Origin of the sequence: Dyadobacter tibetensis Y620-1, from assembly GCF_000566685.1 — a bacterium.
Taxonomy (GTDB): domain Bacteria; phylum Bacteroidota; class Bacteroidia; order Cytophagales; family Spirosomataceae; genus Dyadobacter; species Dyadobacter tibetensis.
The window spans coordinates 233,601-253,846 of record NZ_AZQN01000008.1 but is presented as its reverse complement, the minus strand read 5'-3'; the positions used below and the strand labels follow the sequence as shown (position 1 = coordinate 253,846).

The 20,246-nt window shown below is 45.0% G+C and carries 12 protein-coding genes; 2 read left to right on the top strand and 10 right to left on the bottom strand.

Annotated features, from left to right (window positions below; all coding sequences use genetic code 11):
• The 8 genes from X939_RS22645 to X939_RS0118675 all read right to left on the bottom strand — a co-directional run.
• Positions 1-1,010: lipase family protein (locus X939_RS22645; protein WP_044200014.1), on the bottom strand; the 1,010-nt coding region annotated here is incomplete at its 3' end.
• A gap of 37 nt (positions 1,011-1,047) precedes the next feature.
• A complete protein-coding gene (locus tag X939_RS0118705) occupies positions 1,048-2,001 on the bottom strand; it encodes a hypothetical protein (protein WP_025764810.1) in 954 nt (317 codons plus the stop codon).
• Between the two features lie 273 nt (positions 2,002-2,274).
• Entirely contained in the window at positions 2,275-3,630 is a 1,356-nt protein-coding gene (locus X939_RS0118700) for a glucoamylase family protein (RefSeq protein WP_044200011.1), read from the bottom strand.
• Between the two features lie 37 nt (positions 3,631-3,667).
• Positions 3,668-5,320 carry a glucoamylase family protein gene (locus X939_RS0118695; protein WP_044200008.1) on the bottom strand — a complete coding sequence of 551 codons (1,653 nt, stop codon included), beginning with the start codon at positions 5,318-5,320 and terminating at the stop codon, positions 3,668-3,670.
• Between the two features lie 91 nt (positions 5,321-5,411).
• Positions 5,412-6,239 (bottom strand): LamG domain-containing protein, encoded by an 828-nt coding sequence (locus X939_RS22640; RefSeq protein WP_025764807.1) that lies wholly within the window; start codon positions 6,237-6,239, stop codon positions 5,412-5,414.
• Between the two features lie 37 nt (positions 6,240-6,276).
• Positions 6,277-7,788 carry a RagB/SusD family nutrient uptake outer membrane protein gene (locus X939_RS0118685; RefSeq protein ID WP_025764806.1) on the bottom strand — a complete coding sequence of 504 codons (1,512 nt, stop codon included), beginning with the start codon at positions 7,786-7,788 and terminating at the stop codon, positions 6,277-6,279.
• Positions 7,789-7,809: 21 nt separating this feature from the next.
• Entirely contained in the window at positions 7,810-10,815 is a 3,006-nt protein-coding gene (locus X939_RS0118680) for a SusC/RagA family TonB-linked outer membrane protein (RefSeq protein WP_025764805.1), read from the bottom strand.
• 166 nt (positions 10,816-10,981) lie between these two features.
• Entirely contained in the window at positions 10,982-13,771 is a 2,790-nt protein-coding gene (locus X939_RS0118675) for a triple tyrosine motif-containing protein (protein WP_198034453.1), read from the bottom strand.
• Positions 13,772-13,954: 183 nt separating this feature from the next.
• Between X939_RS0118675 and X939_RS0118670 the strand changes: the two genes are divergently transcribed.
• Positions 13,955-15,310: a hypothetical protein gene (locus X939_RS0118670; protein ID WP_025764803.1), complete on the top strand. Its 1,356-nt coding sequence runs from the start codon at positions 13,955-13,957 to the stop codon at positions 15,308-15,310.
• A gap of 89 nt (positions 15,311-15,399) precedes the next feature.
• Here the strand turns inward: X939_RS0118670 and X939_RS0118665 are convergent, their stop codons facing one another.
• Both X939_RS0118665 and mdh read right to left on the bottom strand, forming a co-directional pair.
• Entirely contained in the window at positions 15,400-18,426 is a 3,027-nt protein-coding gene (locus X939_RS0118665; protein ID WP_025764802.1) for a TonB-dependent receptor, read from the bottom strand.
• A 244-nt stretch (positions 18,427-18,670) separates the two neighbouring features.
• On the bottom strand, positions 18,671-19,600 hold the full coding sequence (gene mdh, locus X939_RS0118660; protein ID WP_025764801.1) for a malate dehydrogenase: 930 nt from the start codon (positions 19,598-19,600) through the stop codon (positions 18,671-18,673).
• Positions 19,601-19,787: 187 nt separating this feature from the next.
• Here mdh and X939_RS0118655 point away from each other — a divergent pair, with 187 nt between their 5' ends.
• Positions 19,788-20,216, top strand: a complete 429-nt coding sequence (locus X939_RS0118655) for a YkvA family protein (protein WP_025764800.1) — start codon at positions 19,788-19,790, stop codon at positions 20,214-20,216.
• Positions 20,217-20,246 lie beyond the last annotated feature (30 nt).

Here is a 20,246-nt window from a genome sequence, read left to right as displayed (position 1 = left end):
GGAGGGGGATTGGAGGCATAGCACTGCTGCCATCCGTAAGAGTCACAGGTGATGACCCTGTTAATGTAGGAACCTGTTTCGGTATATTTAGCGCCTATTACGTTTCGCCATCCATCATTTGCTTCGGTATCTACCCATTGGTAACCTGCTTTCCAGGAATTTCCCCGATTACCATGTAGTAAAAGAGACAGCGGATTTAATATCTGATGGGTATATTCTGCATCTGAAATGAATTTATAAACTCCGTAAATCTTTCTCGATAAAACGCGTCCCCACTCATCATCATGCTCTGCCATACTGCCCATGGTGCGCCAAAAAATTGGATCGGTTTCGTTACCCCAAATTAAAATTTTAGGCGTATTGGTATAATTATTGGAAATGCTGGTCAGGTAGCCAGAACCTTGCGCTAAATCGGTCGCGGTTTGACCGACCAATCCAACACTATTCATTATGGTTTGAGACGCTAACTGACCCACATTTACCGAATACAATATCTGATTAATCAGTGTTGTGCCCTCAGCCAAAAGGATGCCAGCACCTGGTACGAGGAGCGCTAATGAAGTGCCGGAATTAGGCCCTCTCATCATTTGATGAATCGCGTTATTTATGAAATTAGCTGATGTTCCGTTTTGGGCGGAATTAGCAATCCTAGCGCCTCTTAACGGGGAACCCATCGTGACGATTCCACTCCATTGCCCTTGATTCCATATATCAACCTGCCTTACAGCTACACCACCCATACTATGGCTAATGGCCAAGCGATTAGCTCCACCGGTCATCCCTCGAACACCGTTAGCCATCGCTATAACACCATTATTGGTATCGTAGGAATTTCTTGTCGGAGATAGTATTGGGCGATTTTGTACATTTTGGTAGTAGTGCGCCACATCTGCTAGAGAAGTGGCATTGCCTCCCATTCCGTGTACCCAATCTACGCCACGTTGCTGTGCTAGTGAAACGGAAGTATTCACAATCATGAATAATATCCAAATATTATTTAAATTTTTCATAGTCTTATTTTATTTAGTATTTGAAAAGGATCATTAATCACCTATTTACAACTACTTTCATATTGGAATAAAAATCTTCTCGATAATTCCTGACTTCCAATCCAGAAGTCACGTCAGTGTTGAAACTTTCGTTCAAAGTGCGGTTTATCCTATTCCCTTTATCCACATCGTCATAAAATAATACTGAGCGCATCATTAACCTTTTTGAATCTTGGGCAAACATTTTTGTTTCTAAGAGACGATTTGCTTTGAAATCATATAATTGAGTGATTATTTTCTTAGGTTTCTTTTTGTCGGTTTCATCATTTTGCTCAAATTCAATATGAGTGGTATTTCCTTGCTTTTTGATCTTTGCTCCTTTTCCTATGGCTAACTGCATGATTTCGGACTCATTGATTAAAGGATTTCCCATTACACCCGCAGCGATTTTATTCACTTCTTTTGGTTTTGCTGCTTTTATCTGCTTAACCAAGTCCTGAAACGGGTTTGGCTTTAACTGATGTCGTCCAATCTCCTTTCCTTCTTCATCGTAAAATATAAGAGCCCCATTCGTGGAAACGGTTTTGAAGGGGCCAGGCTGATACCTGGCATATTTCTTGTTGAGTGATTCTGGCAACAAGTCCTTTCTCGTTGGTTCTAGCCGCATGGTAGTCATGTGATAACTACCATCATTATAAATTTGTAATTCAATGGATGATCTGTCCAAATGTGGTTGAGCACCTATTTTTTCAAAATCTGATAAGCCATTTTCTTTAAGGTTTCTAGCTTCGTAGGTTGGTTGATTAACAGAAAATGATTCTACTTCATATGAAATACTGATTAATGCTTCCTTATTTAATCGAGCGGAAGAATTTCCGCCTTGCTCCGTAATATCTACCTTATCCAGGTTTTTTTCGCAGGATGATAAAAGCATCAGCCAGGCCAAACTGAATAGAAAATGCACGAGCGACAATCGATAAGAACTGAAACGCCCAAGTTTTTGTGTTTTCATGGTACAAAAAATTTAGCTATACACTTATCTTGTAATGATTATACAAAAGTTATAAATAATAACTATAAAATCCTATAAAAAATATCGTTAATTTTCATAGTGATTAAAGGCGTTTCTACATCGTGATAAATAATAAGATTCACAGCGATGCACTGGTTGGGATACATCCCAGTTGAACGGTAGTATAGAACAGCAGAGGGCCTATTCATCACTGCAAAAAAAAGAGACTGCCTCCGTAGGAGACAGCCTCAGTCGTTTGAATTGAAGTGAAGTTTATTTTTTAGGACTTCTTTCGAATCCTAGTTTCTTGAGTCCTTTCTGTACGTCGGGGTTTTTCATAAAAAGATCCCATAGCAAACCTGTTCTATGGTTTTCGATCATGACGATGATAGGTCCTTGGTCGATGGCCAGATGTGAATTGGCATACCAGTTTTGGGTTTCGTTGAAGGCGTCTACGAAGCCATATTCGCTCCAGAGCTGATCTCCTTTTTCCTCATAGAAATAGCGTAAGGCTTTCATGGATTCGACGGGTGTATATGGGAATGACGACAGGGCCGCTGTTGGGGTGATGGTGCCAAAGTCATTGGTTGGGGAGTGGGCATTATAGCCATTATAGGTATCGCTGGCGGTAAGCCCCCAGCTCTTCTCCCCATAGCCCTTGAACTTACCCGGATTGGCGACACAATGGGCATGGTTGATGCGGGTATGGTTTACATTTTGCTTCCAATAGTCTGCATAGCGGTCGGTGAGGCCACGTGGGTCCAGACCCAAATAGGAGTAGTGGGCAAAGAACAAGGGACCTCCAGCAGGGTAGCCCAGGGGTAGCTCTATTCCATAATACTCCTTTCCATTGCTAAAATGGTTGCTCTGCGCCCAGCATTTGTGGTATACCTCGGCAGAAACAGGATAGCGAGGGGCTGAGGCGGCCAGTACATGGGTGATTAGGGCTTCGTTATAGCCGCGGAGTTCGAAGTTCATAGCCCAGCCATGGTTGGGACTCCAATGCCAATAAAGTTGGTTTTTAGAGCCCTGGGTATACCAGTCCCATTCAGCATCGTTCCACAGGCCAGAAATGCGGTTTCTAAGTTCAGACTCCACCGGGTTTTTTCCATCAAAATACTGTTGTGCGGTCAACAATCCTTGGAATAGGAAGGACGATTCTACCAAGTCGCCACCGTCGTCTTTACGGCTAAAGGCTATTGTTTTTCCCGTAGCTCCGTTGAGCCAGTGGGGGAAAATGCCATGGTAGTGGTCGGCTTTTGAAAGGAACCGGACCATTTTCAAGAGACGGTTGGCAACACTGTCGCGAGGATGCCACTGCCGCTCGGCGGCTACCACCATGGCCATAATGCCAAATCCGGTGCCCCCTATGGTGGTAACTTCTCCGCCATAGTCAAAGGCTACATTGCTTCTTTCGAGGGCGAGTCCACTTACCGGATGCCCCAGGTCCCAGAAATAACGAAAGGTTTGCTTTTGAACCAATTCCAGTAATTCATCGTCGGACAAATTTTTAGGTCTTTCGGTAGGGTTGAAGGTTTGAGCTTTAGGGGAGCTGCTCTTTTTTCTCTGTGCATGGCTGGGCAGAGGCCCAAGAAGAGCTAACATTAATAAAAATATCAGACGTTTCATAGCGTAATGGATAAGGTATTATAACGAGGTTAATTATTTAAATTTGGGGGCTGGTGAAATCCAGCTTTTTTAGTCCTGTTTTAATCTCAGGACTGCTCATAAAGAGCTTCCAAAGAAGGCCTGACCGGTGATTTTCGATCATAATGATGATCGGTCCCTGATCTATGGCCAGATATGAATTAGCAAACCAAAGGTCCTGAATACTGAAGGCATCGTGGAAGCCATAATTGCCCCAGATCTTATCACCAAGTTGATAGTAATAATGACGCAGGGCCTGCATAGAGGCCTCTGGCGTGTAGGGCATAGACGAAAGTGCCGCAGTAGGGGCTATTACGCCACGGTCATTACTCGGCGAGCTGGCCGTATATCCATTGGGAATATCGCTGGCCGTTAGTCCCCAACTGTCGGCACTATAGCCGCCATACCCCTTGGGGTTGGCGATGCAATAGGCTCTGTTGATCAGGGAATGGCTCTTGTTTTGCTCAAAATAGTCGGCGTAACGGTCTTTGAGACCCCTGGGATTGAGGCCTAAAAAGGAATAATGGGTGAAGAAAAGTGGTCCTCCATTATTTTCGCCCAGTGGTAATTTGATATCATAAAAATACTTACCGTTGGCCATGGCGCCATTTCTTGTCCATCCTTGCTGGTATGCTTCTGCAGTAATCGGATGGGTAGGAGAGGATGCAGCTAGCACGTAGGTGATCAGACTTTCGTTCCAGCCTGTAATCGGATGGTTCATATCCCAATTATATTGCGGGCTCCAGTGCCAGTAAAGCACATTTTCTCCGCCTTTTTGAAACCAATTCCACTCTACGGCATGCCAAATTTTATTAATGTCCTCCCTAAGCTTGGTTTCTGCTGGCGTATTTTGTGAAAAATACTGGCGGGCAGTGAGGAGTCCTTGGATCAGGAATGAGGTTTCTACCAGGTCGGCACCATTGTCTTTGGTGCTAAAAGCGATGGCCTTACCCGTATTTCCATTGAGCCAATGCGGGAAAGCTCCATGGAAGGTTTCGGCTTTCTCTAGGAAGGTAACGATTTGTTGCATACGTTCCAGTGCCTGGGGACGACTTATAAATTTACGCTCAACGGCCACGGGGATCGTCATGATGCCAAAGCCGCTTCCGCCAGACGTTACTAAGTCGCCGGAGCTATTGCGCTCTCGGGTCAACCCGCTTACGGGATGACCAAAGTCCCAAAAATATTTGAAGGTCTGCTGTTGAACTAGGTCTAGCAAAGCATCGTCGGAGATCCTGGGGAACTTATCGGAAGGGTCCAGAGCGGTTTTTAGAGTGAGCTTTACCGGAATCTGCAAGGTGCCACCTGCTCTGGATTTGAGTGTATTGGCAACGGTGAGGGTATATCCCGACAGCTGAGGAAGGGGGGCAATAGGCTCAATGCGCAGGGTACTATCTCCTCCGGCCAAGCTGCTGGCTACCGGTACGCTGACCCCTCGAGCATCTAGCAAGCTAACGCTGGCATCCAGGGCAGACGGATCTAGCTTGGTAGAGAAACGAAGGGTAACGATCGGCCGTTTTCCTAAGTTGGAATATTCGAACCCACTATTTTTACCATCCACCAAGGTTTGGTTGAGTGTAAAGGGGCCTGGTTTATCTTCCTGATTCACTTCATTTTTGGCACAACCGAAAATAAGGAGAAGGAGGGGGATAAAAATGGGGTAAATTTTCATGGCTAAAGGATTCGAAATGGCAGACGGATTTCTTCCGAAGTAATTTATATCGTGTTGGCCATCGCCAACACGATATAAATGGATATTATAATTACTTTTTATTATCGAAAAGCTCTTTCACCTGAGCATCGGTCAGGGCCGAAGTATATACCCTGAACTGATCGAGCATACCCGTGTAGTGCAGCATCCAACTGTCGGCAGGCGCCTTAATGTTGATATGTTGCTGGAATGCACCGATGACAAATTTAGATGCATTGCTGAATTTGAGGGCCCCCAGCGGCTTCCCGTCTTTAGTACGATCGGTCACTGAAGCGGCCAGGTTCAACTTTTTACCATCGACATAGGTGGCGAATTTAGATGTTTCTGCATCATAGGTAAAGGCAACATGTTTCCATTTGCCATAAGCGTCCGGCCATTTATTGAGTCCGTTGGCATTATTGGTTCCGTCGAAGGTTACCCAGTTGCCTGCAAAATTGAATTTTACCAACATTGAGTCGTGTTTGGCAGTGTTTCCTTCGATAAGCATGAAGGCATTACCCCAGAAATCTTCCGTATTAGGAAGCATAAACACACTCTGTGCTCCACCATCGTGCTTGGCAGTATTCATCCAGAAGGCGAAAGTGAAACTCTCCATGGTTGCCATTTTTCCAGCGGAGGCAAATTCAAGTTGACCCGTTTTAGATCCTTTCAAAGCCTTGCCCTGGATTCCGGTCACAAAGGACACCCCTTGGGATATGGCGCGGCTGCCCCATATACTATCAGTAGCGACTCCTTCGAACGCCCAATACCGTTGCAATGGACCATTGAAAGCCGGGTCGTCAGTAGAAACCAACATCAGTTCGGGCCGATCAAATTTTTGGCAAGACCATATCAAGGCTGCGAAGGCCAGGAGGCTTACTGTTGAAAATAACTTTTTCATTTATCAATATCATTTAAAAGCGTTAAAACCAATCGGATTAATATTCTGGGTTTTGCACCAGCTTTCCCCCTGATTTGTCAATTTCTGGCTGCGGAATAGGTAGGTAACGGTGCTTGTTCTGATATCCGGTTTTACCAGCTGCGTGCAACACTTCCTGGGCGATGTCCCAGCGTACTAGGTCGAAGAAACGCTCGTTTTCCATGCCGAGTTCTACACGACGCTCCTGGCGAATTGCCGTTCTCAATTTGACCTGATCGGTAGTTGTTATTTTTGGCAATATAGCCATATTATTACCACGAGCACGCCCCCGAACCTGTTCCAGCCAAGCAAGGGCATCGGCAGTATTCTGCTCTCCTCCTATTTCATTGGCAGCTTCTGCAGCCATAAGCAATACGTCTGCATAGCGTATTATACGAACATTCATCCATCGGCCGAAGCGGCTCCCGGTCGATTCCCTTAAGGCAGGATTGGTATATACCTTTTTGTTCCAATAAGCCCGAGGAATACTTGTAGTAGGTGCAGGCACCATTTCGTTATAGGGAGTATTCACTTTACCAGCATAAAGCAAAGTTGCATCTTTGCGGGGATCGCCCTCTTCGAAAGCATCGGCTAACGATTGGGTGGGCGTGTTCCAGCCCCATCCTAAATCCCAGGCTCCTGAACCTCTTACTCCCTGGTGCATTGCATATTCCACGCCGAGATTGGTTTGAGTAACGGTATAATAAGCCTGTATTTCAAAGATAGATTCACTGTTATTCTCTCCAGATTCTCTGAAAGTACTCCCGTAATCGGTTGCCAATCTATAAGTGCCCGAATTGATCACCTGCTTCGCTGAGGCAAGTGCAGCGGGCCAGTTCTTACGCCATAGATAGGTCTTGGCATGCAAAGCCTGAGCGGCTCCTTTGGTTAGCCGACCGATATAATTAGACTCCCAGCTAACGGGAAGGATGGCTGCGGCCTCGGTGAGGTCGGCATCGATGAGGGCAAAAATTTCTGAAACGGGCGACTTCGCTATATTAGCCTGAGACGACTCTATCACTTTGAAGTCAATTTTTGGAACATCTCCATAGGTGCGTGCCAGATTGAAATAGGCATGCGCCCGCATCGTTTTGGCCTCAGCTTTGTTGATCAGGGTCGCTACGTCGGTGGCACCTACTGAATCTATATCGGCTATTACGGCATTGGCTGCGATGATTAAGGCATAGTGCCCCGACCAATAGCTATTTAACAGCCATTCGTCTTTGGTATACTGAAAGTTATCGTAAAAATTTTCCTGGCCAATTCCATCCGTAGTGGAGCTTCCTTTGTCGGCATCGTCGGAACGAAAGTTATGAATGGCTATGTAGGGCATTGCAGCGACGCCAAAGGCCCTCATTTTAGCATAAACGCCAAACACCTGGCTATCGAATGAGCCGGCAGGAATATCCTGCTCCGTATAGCGCCCCAAGGGTTCGCGATCTAGAAAGTCGCTGCAACCGGCCATTACCAGCAGAGAAAATGCTGCGGCCATGCTGACTTTTATAGTTTTTTTGATCAATACACTTTTCATATCAAAAAGAGATTATATTTTTTAGAAATTCAGATTCAAACCAAACGTGAAAATACGGGGAACGGGATATGTTCCGTTGTCTACGCCGAAGGCTGTAGCGCTACCTCCAATCTCTGGTGTGTAGCCCGTGCTATTGCTAAAGGTTTTCAAATTTTGAGCGTTCACATACATCCGTAACGATTTTAAACCGATGCCTTTAAGTTGTTCAGGGGTGAAGTTATACCCCAATTGAACATTTCGGATTCTGAAGAAACTACCATCTTCAATCCAATAATTGGAAGGAAGGTAATTATTCGGGCGTGCGCTGCTCAGAATCGGTTCCCAGTTAGAAGTGCCTTCTCCATTCCAGCGATCGAGCCGCTCTGTTTGGTAATTGAATTGGGCAAAACTGCTGCGGTTCCACTGACGGAAAATTTCGTTTCCGTAGACTCCCGCAAAGTCAACTCCGGCATCGAACCCTTTATATTTAGCAGAAAAAGAGGCACCGTAAGTAAGATCTGGGGTAGGGTTTCCTATCATCGTCCGATCGGCCTCTGAAATGATGCCGTCTCCGTTTACATCTTTGTATTTGATATCACCAGGAGAAACATTTCCGATGGTACTCAAGGGCGATTTTACGAATTCCACTTCGTTTTGGTAAATACCGTCTGAAACATAGCCCCAGAAGTAGCCAATAGGATAGCCTTCTGTGGTTCGGGAAGCTCCGTTAATTATGTCGTAACCCTTGCTCGAAAGTTTTTTTACCTTGTTGTCGATGGTTGTTAAGTTTCCACTGATCGAGTATGAGAAATCTTCGCCGATGCTTTCATTCCAGGTTGCAGACAATTCAAAACCTTTGTTGCTTACCTCACCCAGGTTGCTTAGGCCAGGGATTGTGCCAGCAATACCCGGCACAATTACCAGGATATCCTTAGTCAGTTTGCTATAGTAGTTGGCATCAACGGTCAGGCGATTCTTGAACGCGTTGAATTCGATACCTGCCTCGGAGGCCAGTACTTTTTCCCAGTGTAGATTCGGATCTGCAATATATTCAGGTTGCAGGGCCGAAACAATGTTCTCACCAAAGACACCCGAGTTGGCAGCAGTAAGGGTCGGATAGGCTGGATAACGGTAACGGTCGTCAATATTTTGATTTCCGAGCAAACCAAATGAACCTTTTACTTTGAAGTAGTCGAAGAAAGACTGATTCTTAAAGAAGTCTTCTTCACTAGCTACCCATCCCAGACCCACAGCACCGAAATCCTGCCAGCGACCGCTACCTAGGAAAGCTGAGCTACCATCTTTACGATACGAAGCGTTCACCAGATATTTGCCTTTAAAATTATATAAAATCCGGCCTAAATAGGAAAAGGTAGCCGACTCCCAGGCAGACCCTGTTCCTGTACGGGTGGAAGCGTCACCGACGTTGTCGGTATACCAGAAACGGGGATCATTGGGAATAGGGAAGCTGCTTCCCTGCCGAATGGTTGCACCCGTAGACTCCGAACCCCGGTAGTACGTGGTAATACCTGCCAAAGCGGTAAGGTCATGATCGCCAAATTTCTTTTTATAAGTCAGCAGGTAATCCTGCTGCAGTTTTGGAAAGACATTCTGACTTTGAGAAACGCTGGTCTGACGTACGAGTTGATCTCTTTTATCAGTGCCAACGATATCAGGGTTGTATACCGTAATCAGGGGTTGATAGGAACGAGAAGTATTAAATCCATAATCGGCATATAGAGAAGCCTTAAAGGTAAGGTCGGTCAGGAAATTCCATTCCCCAAAAATGCTACCTACTCCACGGTATTGTCTTCCAATACTGGTTCCTTTCTGCAGGTCAACATCTACAAGCGGATTGTACACCTGAGCGCGCTGAAAATCGGGAAGCGTGTGGTACAGTCCAGTGGTAGGGTCTGTCACCGGGGCGATAGGCGCTGCCAGAATAGCGGCACTTACACCTTTATTGACAGGTGGTACGGCACGGTACCCATTGAAGGTAAATCCAAATTTTAGTTTTTTGGTTACCTGCAATTCCTTGTTTACGTTCAGTGTGAGCTTGCTGTATTTTTCATGCTTGATCAATCCTTCTTCCGTAACAGTACCAATACCCATGTAGAAGCGATTTTTTTCAGTAGCACCTGATACACTGATGTTATTATAGTTTAAGACAGCATTTTGAAAGATCTGATCCTGCCAGTCGGTATTAGCCTGCCAGTTGCTATAGTCGTAAGCAGCGTTTCCTTGATTCTGAAGCTGCTCATTATATAATTCCCTGAACTGATCCCCGTTGGTCATGCTGATACGATCGGCAACCTGCTTAATACCGACAGTCGAATTGAAATTTACAGTCAGTTGACCTGCTTTTGCTTTTTTGGTGGTAACGGCAATGGCTCCGTTGGCGCCACGAACACCGAAAATTGCCAGGGAAGATGGATCCTTTAAGACTTCAATAGACTCAATATCCGCCGGGTTTAAAAAGTTAATATTGTCGTTTAGAATACCATCTACGATATAGACCGGCTTTACACCATTGATGGAGTTAGTGCCTCGGATACGAATATCGGGTTCGGAGCCCGCACGTCCTGAATTGACTACGGATAGACCAGCAACCTTTCCCTGTAAGGAGTTGATAGGGTTGGCCGAAGGCTTATCGGCGATTTCCGATCCTTTGATCGTAACGATAGATCCTGTCAGGTCCCGCTTGCTGGCAGTACCGTAGCCGATCACGACTACTTCATTTAATGCCCGGCTGTCATCTTTCAATACCACGTTAAGCGTCGTTTGATTGCCCACAGTGATTTCTTGGGATGTCATACCGATCATAGAAAATACCAATACCGAATTCTTGGATGGGGCTTCGATGCTATAATTTCCATCAATATCAGTAGGTACTCCTGTGGAGGTTCCCTTGACCAAAATGCTTACTCCTGGTAGGCCTACCCCGTCGGAGGCGGTCACCTTTCCTGTTACGGTGATGCCCTGTGCCCAGGTCATACTTCCTTGGCAGACCAGCAGCATCAAAAACAGCAGTCGTATAATCGTTCTCATGGATGATTAGTTTATGATAGAATTTTTTTAAGATTAAATTGTTACCAAATGTAGGGGTTTGCATCAGCCAATGGCAAATTTGGCACTACATCACCACTACATCAATATAAATAATACAATAAATGTGCCATTTATAATGATGTATTCTTGGATTAGTCGTAGGGGACTAAATGTCCATCATATATTCAGCCAGATTGATTTCCGGGTCTAGATTTAGTTTTTTTCGGAGCCGGTAGCGCTTAATCTCTACGCCTCGTATGGATATTCCAAGAGCAGGAGCCATCTCTTTGGTGGACAGATTCATGCGCAGACAGGCGGCTAGCCGCAATTCGGAGGGAGAGATGCTTGGGTATAGCGCCCTTAAACGTTGGAAGAATTCATCATGTACCTCATTGAAATTTTCTTCGAATAAATTCCAGTCTTCTTTGCCTGCCACATTTCGTTCAATACTGTTAAGCAGCTTCTGGTAGTGCAGGGTGGGGAGTTGCTGACCCAGTTCCTTCTTCACCTGTTGTAATTCATCCCTGATTTCTTCTAAGATTTCATTTTTACGGACTACATTGATGGCAATATTACTCAGTTTCTGACTTTTGTTTTTTATCTCTTTTTGAAGGTTTTCATTTTTTAATTCGATGATCTCTCTTTCATTTTCTTTGCGCTGACGCTCGAGTTCTTCCTGTTGTTTACGGAGTAACTTCTGGCGATGTCTGGCCAATCTTTTTTCCTGAAATAACAGTAATCCAAAAATAAAGAGAGCACCCAAACCGGCGAAAAGGGTCTTTGCCAAGAAGGTTTCATACCAAAAAGCAGCGATCTCAAAATCCAATTGGCTGATTTGCTCAGTAACGTTATCGCGTACCTCGAAACTATACTTTCCTGCCGACAAATTGGTGTAATCCACTGCATTCTGGCTGGTCCATTCCGACCAGCGGTTAGTAAGCCCCTTGAGTCGGTACTGATACTGAATGTCACGCCCATACACGGGCAGGGAGAAAACTACCCGCAGGGAGCGGATGGCTTTCGGCAGCTCATAACCTGGAAGAAGAGGATAATCTTTGTCTAGGTTTTCCAGATCGGTAAGCCGGGTAATATGCGTTTTACTTGCCGTTGGGGGCGAGGTGCCCGTTCTCTGTTCCTCATAAAGGGCGAAACCATCGTTCAGGCAAAAAAGGTACTTCTCATCCTCAATGGGGATAATGGTTTCATAATCCCGAACCAATGATATGTCGAATAAAAGTGGCTGCTGGCTGGGCTGGTAGAGCAATACTCTATTTTGATATACCTTAAACCAATCCATTCCTCTACCAGCTCTGATTTTGAAATGCTCTTCGCCTAGGGTAAACCGATGGCTATTAACAAGCTTCTGATTTGGAGTAGGCATGAAGTATTGTTTCCCCGCTTTAATATATATGCTATCCTGGAGACGTTGAAGGTCTAAGTTAAATAAAGTATGCAGGCCGTCGGTACTTACAATTTCCTTCCAAGTTTGTGCAGAGTCCATACTTGTGTTGAGTTCGGCAAAATATAAGCCCTTGTAAGCATGACTCAACCATAAGCCGCCGTGCTGGTTTTTGGCCATATATTTAATAGGGATGGGTGGTACTCCTTTGATAGGAAAGGCATACTGCCAACCCATTTTTGGGTCAAATCGGTAAACGTGTAGTCCAATGTAAGAGCTTTGAAGCAGCAAGGACTCGGCGCCGTTTTGAATGGGAAGAAAATTCCATCCGCCGGTTACATTGGATAGCTTTATAATCCCACTCTTTTTAATCTTGTAGGTAGCATCATTATGGCCACAGAGCAGTTCTCCATTTACTACTGTCAGCTTCCAGGTCTGTCCTTCCAGGCCCTTCACGGAGCGGAAGGAATCGTTAGAGGGCCATTTCTTGGCAAACACGCCATTATTGGTGCCTACATAAAGGTCACCCTCCCATAGAGCCGCAGTATAGGCCGTTCCCAAAGGGTTGCCTTTGGCCACATAAGTAAGCAGTGGAGAGCTTAACCGTACCAAGTCAATACCTTGATCTAAACCGAGCCAGAGGTCTCCGCTACGATCCAGAGTCATAGCCAAAACAGTGTTATTCTGCAGCCCCAAGGCCTTATGGATATGAAAGCGAACCTCTCCATTGGGGGTCAGAATATAGACTCCCTTCTGGATCGTACCGATAACAAACCCCTCCCCATGGGGCAAAACCAACGCTTTATTAATTAACTCCTGTTGGAAGGTTGGGTTGGCTGGAATACTCCATGGACTGAGTTGTCCGTTCCGGTATAGAAATAATCCGTTTTTGTTGGTACAGATCAGGAGGGTGCGTTCGTCGAATGGTAATATAGCTGATACGCCCATATGGGAAAGGGCAGATGTGCCTGCCAAGGGTATGAAACTGGAGTCTACTAATTCAAACAGTCCTTTACCTATTCCAGGGACCACCATTTTTCCATTTACATACCGGGCATACATTATGGTCCCATCAGCCCTTATCTCTTTCACATTTGCACCATCGTAACGATAAATCCGGGAGAAAGACTGAAAATAGATGAAGTCGGGTGTTCGTTCTATATGCCAGATTTCTTCAGTTTTTAGGCTGGGCAGTCCTAGCTTACGGCTTAGAGAATGGTATTGTAGTCTTCCATTATCTTGTTTTTTCCAATAACCAAATTCTCCAAATCCTCCTACATATATTCTGGCTTCAGGTATACTTTGGGCTAGCAGGGGATTCTGGTATACGGACGACGTAGACTCGCATAACAGGGTACGCACAATTTGCCCATCTGGAAAGGGGTGGGTGCGCCAGAATGCGCCATCGTATTGTAAGAGACCGTCGGAGTTGGCCGTATACATTTGACGATCGTCGGCCTGGCCTAAGGCCCAATTCTGGTTATGTGCCTTGTAACTTTGAGGAGTAAAATTGGTTACCGGAGGCGTTTCTTGTGCTTGTATTGTGCTTATAGACAATATAATAAGAAAAAGATGCTTTATTATTTTGGTCAAATTGCTGGGCATATCTAATTTCGGGTCTTTCAATAGACGTCGTTTCCTTTTGGCGTTTGTTACTTTTAACTGCAATTTAATTCACTTTAATCCCTATTTCAACCCAAGTGAAGCGACCTGCTTGGGACTCTGAATCTTTCTGCGTTTATGAAAAAAATACTTCTGACAATTCTGCTTGCCGCCACTGCAGCCTTTGGCCAGGCACCTCAAACGGATAATAATACCCGAAATGCTTTACAGTATAATTTGAATACCTCAGGGTCTCATTATATAAAGGCTTCCTTCTTGAATCAGACCTGGCTCCGCTTCAATGAAAATAATCCGGGGACAACGGTGCTTGGTGATCCCCAGAGCCAAACCTTTGACATTGGACTGCGTCGTACGCGACTGCAATTATTTGGCCAATTGACAGATCGGGTATTTTTTTATACCCAGTTTGGTATGAACAATTTCAACAAAATAAGTGGTTATCCTAATGGAAACCGAAAGGTACAACCATTTTTTCATGATGCTTTGGCTGAATATGAAGTACATCGGAAGGGAGATAGTTTCATACGTTTTGGGGGAGGTCTGACCATTGTAAATGGCTTATCCCGATTCAGCCAGCCCAGCATCGGCACGATTATGACCATGGATGTTCCCGTATTTGCCCAAGCTACTGTCGAGGAATCCGATCAGTTTGCTCGCAAACTTAGTGTTTATAGCCGGGGGCAATTAGGGCCTTTGAACTATCGCATTGCAGTGTCTGACCCTTTTCCCGTAGAGTCTAACGGAAAGTCCCCAGCTGCTATAACGTCTCAATCATCCTATGCCCTCAAGAAACATAAAAAACAATTCCAGGGACTTTTTATATATAATTTTTTCGATACTGAATCATTGGTGACCCCAGGCTATATGACTGGTACTTATTTGGGCAAGAAGAAAGTGCTTAATATCGAAGCTGGATTTATCAGCCAAAAGAATGCCACATGGCGCAGCGTGGACAATGATACGGTATACAATCATATGAATCTTTGGTCGGTATCTGTTTTTGCTGATTTGCCTTTAAATGCATCAAAAGGGACTTCAATTTCGGGTTATCTGGGTTATTTTAACACGGACTACGGAAAGGGCTACCTGCGCTATAATGGCATCATGAATCCGGCGAGCGGTACGCAGTCAGCCATAGGAGGAGTGAGCGGAAGTCACGGAAATGCTTTTCCTATGTTTGGAACAGGCAGTGTTCTGTATGCACAGGCAGGCTACAAATTCAGGGACGATCTGCTCGGGGAACAGGGCACACTCATGCCTTATGCCTCCTTACAGCACGCGGATTATGATCGTATCAATGGGAGTATGGATATATTAAACTTAGGAGTCAATTGGCTGCTACAAGGGCATGGTAGTAAGTTGTCACTCAATTATGAAAGCCGTCCTGTTTATGTGAATGACCGCGACCCGAATTTTCTTTCTAAAACAGGCCGTAAGGGATCTTTTGTCTTACAATACCAGATCTCAATTTAGTCTTGGGTAATAGCAATATATCCTGATATGGTAAAAAGGAGGCCATGACCACAATGCCATAGCCTCCTTTTTGTTTTTTATGAATGATTTTAAAAAGTGAAATTTAATCGCGCAAATAGCAGTCGTCCATTCATTCCAAATTGTGAAGTATTGCGAGAGTATACAAATTGGTTGGCATTGGACAAATCCACAGTGCTAGCGGCGTTATTATAGACTACTTTACCATTTTCTACACCACTAGGCCGCTTGGCGGAAATGGGATTGTAATTGCGTTCTGGATAAATGTCGAACAGATTATTAGCTCCTACCACCACTTTGAGCATGGAATTGACCTTATAACCGAACGAAATATCGGTGATGAGTCTTCCACCCCAAACGGGGTGTTCATTTTCTACGGCTTGGCCATCTACGATAATAGCACCTATGATGCCATCTCCGTTTACATCGACCGTATTCGGATCGGTTACTTTACCAAAATATGCATTTCGAAGGAAAATGTCGAATTTGTCGGCGGTAAGGGTATGGCTCCAGTTAAACTTCACTCTGGGCACTGCTTCCTGCAAATATACCCGGGATGCTTCTGAGTAATAGCGATTTACTTGTTTGTTTTCCGCCAGAATTGCAGAGGCCTTAATATTGCCAACCTGTTTGGTCTGGCTAACAGTACCTGCGATATCCGTTTTAAGGGTAGCGCCATTTTCGAAACTGGCTTGGTGAGAAATTACCAGATCAATTCCTTTCGATTCCGTATCGATGGCATTGGAGAAGAAGGTAGCTGCCGTTGCATTGGCCTGATCAAATAGTCGTTGTAATTGCAAGGCGGATCCGGTTACCGTTCCCGAAGGGCGTGAAAACTGATCGGTTAGGACTACCCGATCATTAATTTTTATAAAGTACCCATCCGCCGTAATCGTCAGATTGGAATTAGGAATCTTAGCAGTGAATCCGGCACTGAAGCTTGTTGACTCCTCCTGTTTCAATTCAGGAATTCCCAATAGTTTTGCCGCGTTGGAAGCATTGGTAAAGGTGCCCACTTCGAAGGGTACTCCACCCACAAATTGGGTACTGGTCGAATTAAAATACTTCTGTGCCAAGGAGGGGGCTCTAAATCCAGTTGAGATGGCCCCCCGAATATTCAGGTTTCTAGTCACTTTATAACGGGTAGCGACTTTAAAATTGGTGGTGTTGCCAAAATCGGAATAATTTTCAAAGCGCAGAGCGACACCTAAAAGCCATTTTTCTGTTACATCCAGTTCGGTATCCAGGTATCCCGCAACACTCTGACGGTTGGCATCTTTGGTATCGGTTTCGTTTTTGACACTAAAGCCGGGAAATACCTGGGCCCCGCCCGGACGAGCATTGCCAAAGAAGTCGGTAGGGACGGTGCCGCCTTGATTATTGGCATCGATGGGTACCCCATTGATGTCGTAGCGCGTATAAGAGTTAAGGTCCCCGGCCTTGATTTTATACGTTTCGAAGCGCCCTTCCGCACCGAAGGCTAAGTTGAAACCATGCATAAAATCAAATTTTCGATTTAGATCTAAATTGATTGTATTTTGCTTGAAATTCAGGCCACCGGCATCAAAAACAGTAGGAGAGTTTTGTAGTAGGGTAGCATTAATGGTATTTTCGACACCATAATTGAAGGTATTGGAGCCAAATGTATTGCTCAGATCATAACTGAATTCCCCCCACTGGCCACGGATTCCGGCAGCTAAGGAAGCATCGATGACATCGGAATGAATTTCAGGAAGGAATCCATTGATGAAAATTCCTGTATACGTGCGGGACTGATTAGGTCGACGATAGAAACCCGCAGCATTTCCCTTTCGTAGTCCATAGCCCCCAAAAGCATAAATTTCATGGTCATTATTGATAGGAAAGGCCGAATTGGCAAATAGCTGAAAGCTTTTTAATTCCGACTGTCCAATGCGCATATTAAAATCTTTCCTTTCGAGTCCGCGGAAGGCTAACTCGTTGTCGGTAACATCGGCTCCCAGGATTTTTTGCAAGTCAGAAATACTTCCGGCAGCGGCTATGGCCGCTTTAAGGCTAGGGTCGAAATAAGAGACTTGTTGTGCCCCGGCCTTGATTCCGGCTATATTATTGACGAGGCCTCCCACGTCTCCTCCTGTTTGCAGGGTGCGATATTCTATAGCATTATAGGCATTGAAAATATTTCCTGTAGCGAAATCGGCCCGGTATGTGGGTTTTCTGGTGAGGGCTGTACCCGTGAAATTTATAAAACCCTTTTTACCTACACGAACCCCATAATTGGCATCTATCTGGAAATTTTCTCCATCCATCCCACCACTGTGGTTGTTAGATCCTTGAGAAGCATTGCCTCCTCCATAAAGAGAAAGGTTAAGTTTACCTGTAGATTCTTTCATTTTGACATTGATGATACCCGCTATGGCGTCTGAGCCATATTGTGCTGAGGCTCCATCGCGTAACACTTCTATGCGGTCAATGGCGTAGGCTGGTATGGCATTTAGATCTGTTCCTACCGAGCCACGCCCTGGAGTTCCATTTACGTTGACCAGTGAAGAGGTATGTCGTCTTTTGCCATTGAGAAGTACCAGTACCTGGTCGGGTCCCAGCCCCCGAAGTTGAGCTGGATCGATATGATCGGTGCCATCGGCTACAGTGGAGGTGTTGGAGGTAAATGATGGAGCTACCACATTCATGATCTGGTTAAGATTATTCTGCGGAACTTGAGTTGTCATTTGCCCGATCCCGATAACATCGACGGGTACTGGGCTTTCCGTTTTCACCCTGCCCCCGGCTCTTGAACCTGTTACCACAATTTCGTCTAGAATCGCTGAGCTCTGGGTGAGTTTGATATTGAGAACTTCCTGGTCTGGGATCCTTAAATTGACCGTCTGATTGGCATAGCCTACAAAGCTGATCGTAAGCTGGTAATTTCCGGAGGATAAATTCAAGGAGTAATTGCCCTCACCATCGGTAATGGTACCCGTGGTGGAGCCGTTGACCACAACGGAAACACCTGGAAGTGGGGTCCCGTCGGCAGTGTCCGTAACCTTGCCTCGGATCCCTTGCGCGCATATGGCTGTGCCCATGAGTGAGACAAGTAGAAGAGCTAATAATTTCTTCATAATAAGATGTTTATAGTTTGATGGAAATGTAGGAAAGGAACAGTTGTTTGACTAACTGGTCCCTTTGGTAATTTGCACAAATATTTTCTAGAAATCAATAGATTATGTATGATTCTTAGAAAAAATTGTATTAAATATCAATGAGGTGACTTGTTAAGAAAATGGACTCTGGGCCGGGAGGACAAAAATAAAGCCAGCTTCCGACAAAGGAAGCTGGCTCAGTGTGAGGGGTAAGAAAGCTGGATTAGCCGAGATTTAACGCGGCGTTCATAGATCGTACTGCCTCTGCAGATTTTTCGAATGCGGCTTTTTCTGCATCACTAAGTCTAAGGCTGATGATTTTTTCCCAGCCATTTTTACCTAAAACCACCGGAACACCCATGCATATGTCTTTTTGCCCATACTCTCCGTTCAGGTATACGCTGCAGGGAACCACTCTTTTCTGATTACGGACGATGCTCTCTACCAGCATCATCACGGCAGCCCCAGGGGCATACCAGGCAGAGGTACCTATAAGCTTGGTGAGAGTGGCGCCTCCTACCATGGTGTCGGCTGCAACTTTTTCTAATTTTTCAGAGGAAAGAAAGCGACTTACCGGCATTCCGTTATAGGTTGCCAACCGGGTCAGCGGGATCATAGTGGTATCACCATGGCCACCAATTACCATTCCATGGATATCCAAGGGAGAGACATCCATGGCTAAGGCCAGATACGTTTTGAAGCGGGCACTGTCCAGAGCGCCCCCCATACCAATTAATCGTTTTTTAGGAATACCTGATTCCTTTAAGGCGAGATAAGTCATTGTGTCCATAGGGTTGGAAACGACAATAACGATCGCTTTAGGCGAGTATTTAAGTAAATTTTCCGTAACGGACTTCACGATCCCAGCATTGATGCCGATCAGTTCTTCGCGTGTCATACCTGGTTTACGTGGCAAGCCTGAGGTGATTACCACTACATCCGAGCCCTTTGTTTTTTCGTAGTCATTGGTTGAGCCTATGGGTTTGGTATTAAAGCCCAGAAGGGCTGCGGTCTGGTACATGTCCAAAGATTTGCCTTCGCTAACCCCCTCTTTGATATCTAATAAAACAACCTCTTCTGCTAGTTCGCGACGAATAATATTATCGGCGGTGGTGGCACCTACGGCACCCGCACCTACAACGGTGATCTTCATATGATAACGGTTTAAATGATTTAGAATATTGTAATTCAGAATTAGCCTTAAATTTAGAATACATAATTTGTTAAAACCATATAGCAGCTAATTTTTTATGGAAAAAGTGAAAGCCAGACGTCTAAATTGCAATTATTTGCGTACCTTATTAGTTATATTGACAATAACTAAGACTTTATAATTTTCAATGGCAAACGATTCATTACTAAGCAGAATCCTTAAATCAATATTTTTCAAGAGTGCAGAAAGGAAGGCTAAGTCCTATGCAGGAAACTCTTCCCGCTTGTTGGAGTTAGTTGCGAATGTGGCCAGGAAGATTGGCTCGGGTGGGCTAAGAACCAATCTCTCAGAGGTTATGGTGCATCTGCAATTGCTGACCAGAATGGTAAAAGCCTACGCAAAAGGAGAGTATAGGGCGGTCTCATGGACCAGCATGGCCTCTATCGTGGCTGTTCTGATATACTTCGTTTCTCCCATCGATGTCATCCCGGACTTTCTGCCGGTGTTGGGCCTTACCGATGATGTTGCCCTGGTGCTTTGGCTGGTACGTAATATGAGTGGTGAATTGATGAAGTTTAATGAATGGGAGAAAAATGAAAAAACGATTAAAATCTGATAAAGTCAGGTATTCGTTTAAATTGTTGAA

Coding starts and splice junctions, on each gene's coding strand:
- X939_RS0118655 (WP_025764800.1), top strand. CDS start 19,788: ATGGCAAACGATTCATTACTAAGCAGAATCCTTAAATCAATATTTTTC.
- X939_RS0118705 (WP_025764810.1), bottom strand. CDS start 2,001: ATGAAAACACAAAAACTTGGGCGTTTCAGTTCTTATCGATTGTCGCTC.
- X939_RS0118700 (WP_044200011.1), bottom strand. CDS start 3,630: ATGAAACGTCTGATATTTTTATTAATGTTAGCTCTTCTTGGGCCTCTG.
- X939_RS22640 (WP_025764807.1), bottom strand. CDS start 6,239: ATGAAAAAGTTATTTTCAACAGTAAGCCTCCTGGCCTTCGCAGCCTTG.
- X939_RS0118695 (WP_044200008.1), bottom strand. CDS start 5,320: ATGAAAATTTACCCCATTTTTATCCCCCTCCTTCTCCTTATTTTCGGT.
- mdh (WP_025764801.1), bottom strand. CDS start 19,600: ATGAAGATCACCGTTGTAGGTGCGGGTGCCGTAGGTGCCACCACCGCC.
- X939_RS0118685 (WP_025764806.1), bottom strand. CDS start 7,788: ATGAAAAGTGTATTGATCAAAAAAACTATAAAAGTCAGCATGGCCGCA.
- X939_RS0118670 (WP_025764803.1), top strand. CDS start 13,955: ATGAAAAAAATACTTCTGACAATTCTGCTTGCCGCCACTGCAGCCTTT.
- X939_RS0118680 (WP_025764805.1), bottom strand. CDS start 10,815: ATGAGAACGATTATACGACTGCTGTTTTTGATGCTGCTGGTCTGCCAA.
- X939_RS0118665 (WP_025764802.1), bottom strand. CDS start 18,426: ATGAAGAAATTATTAGCTCTTCTACTTGTCTCACTCATGGGCACAGCC.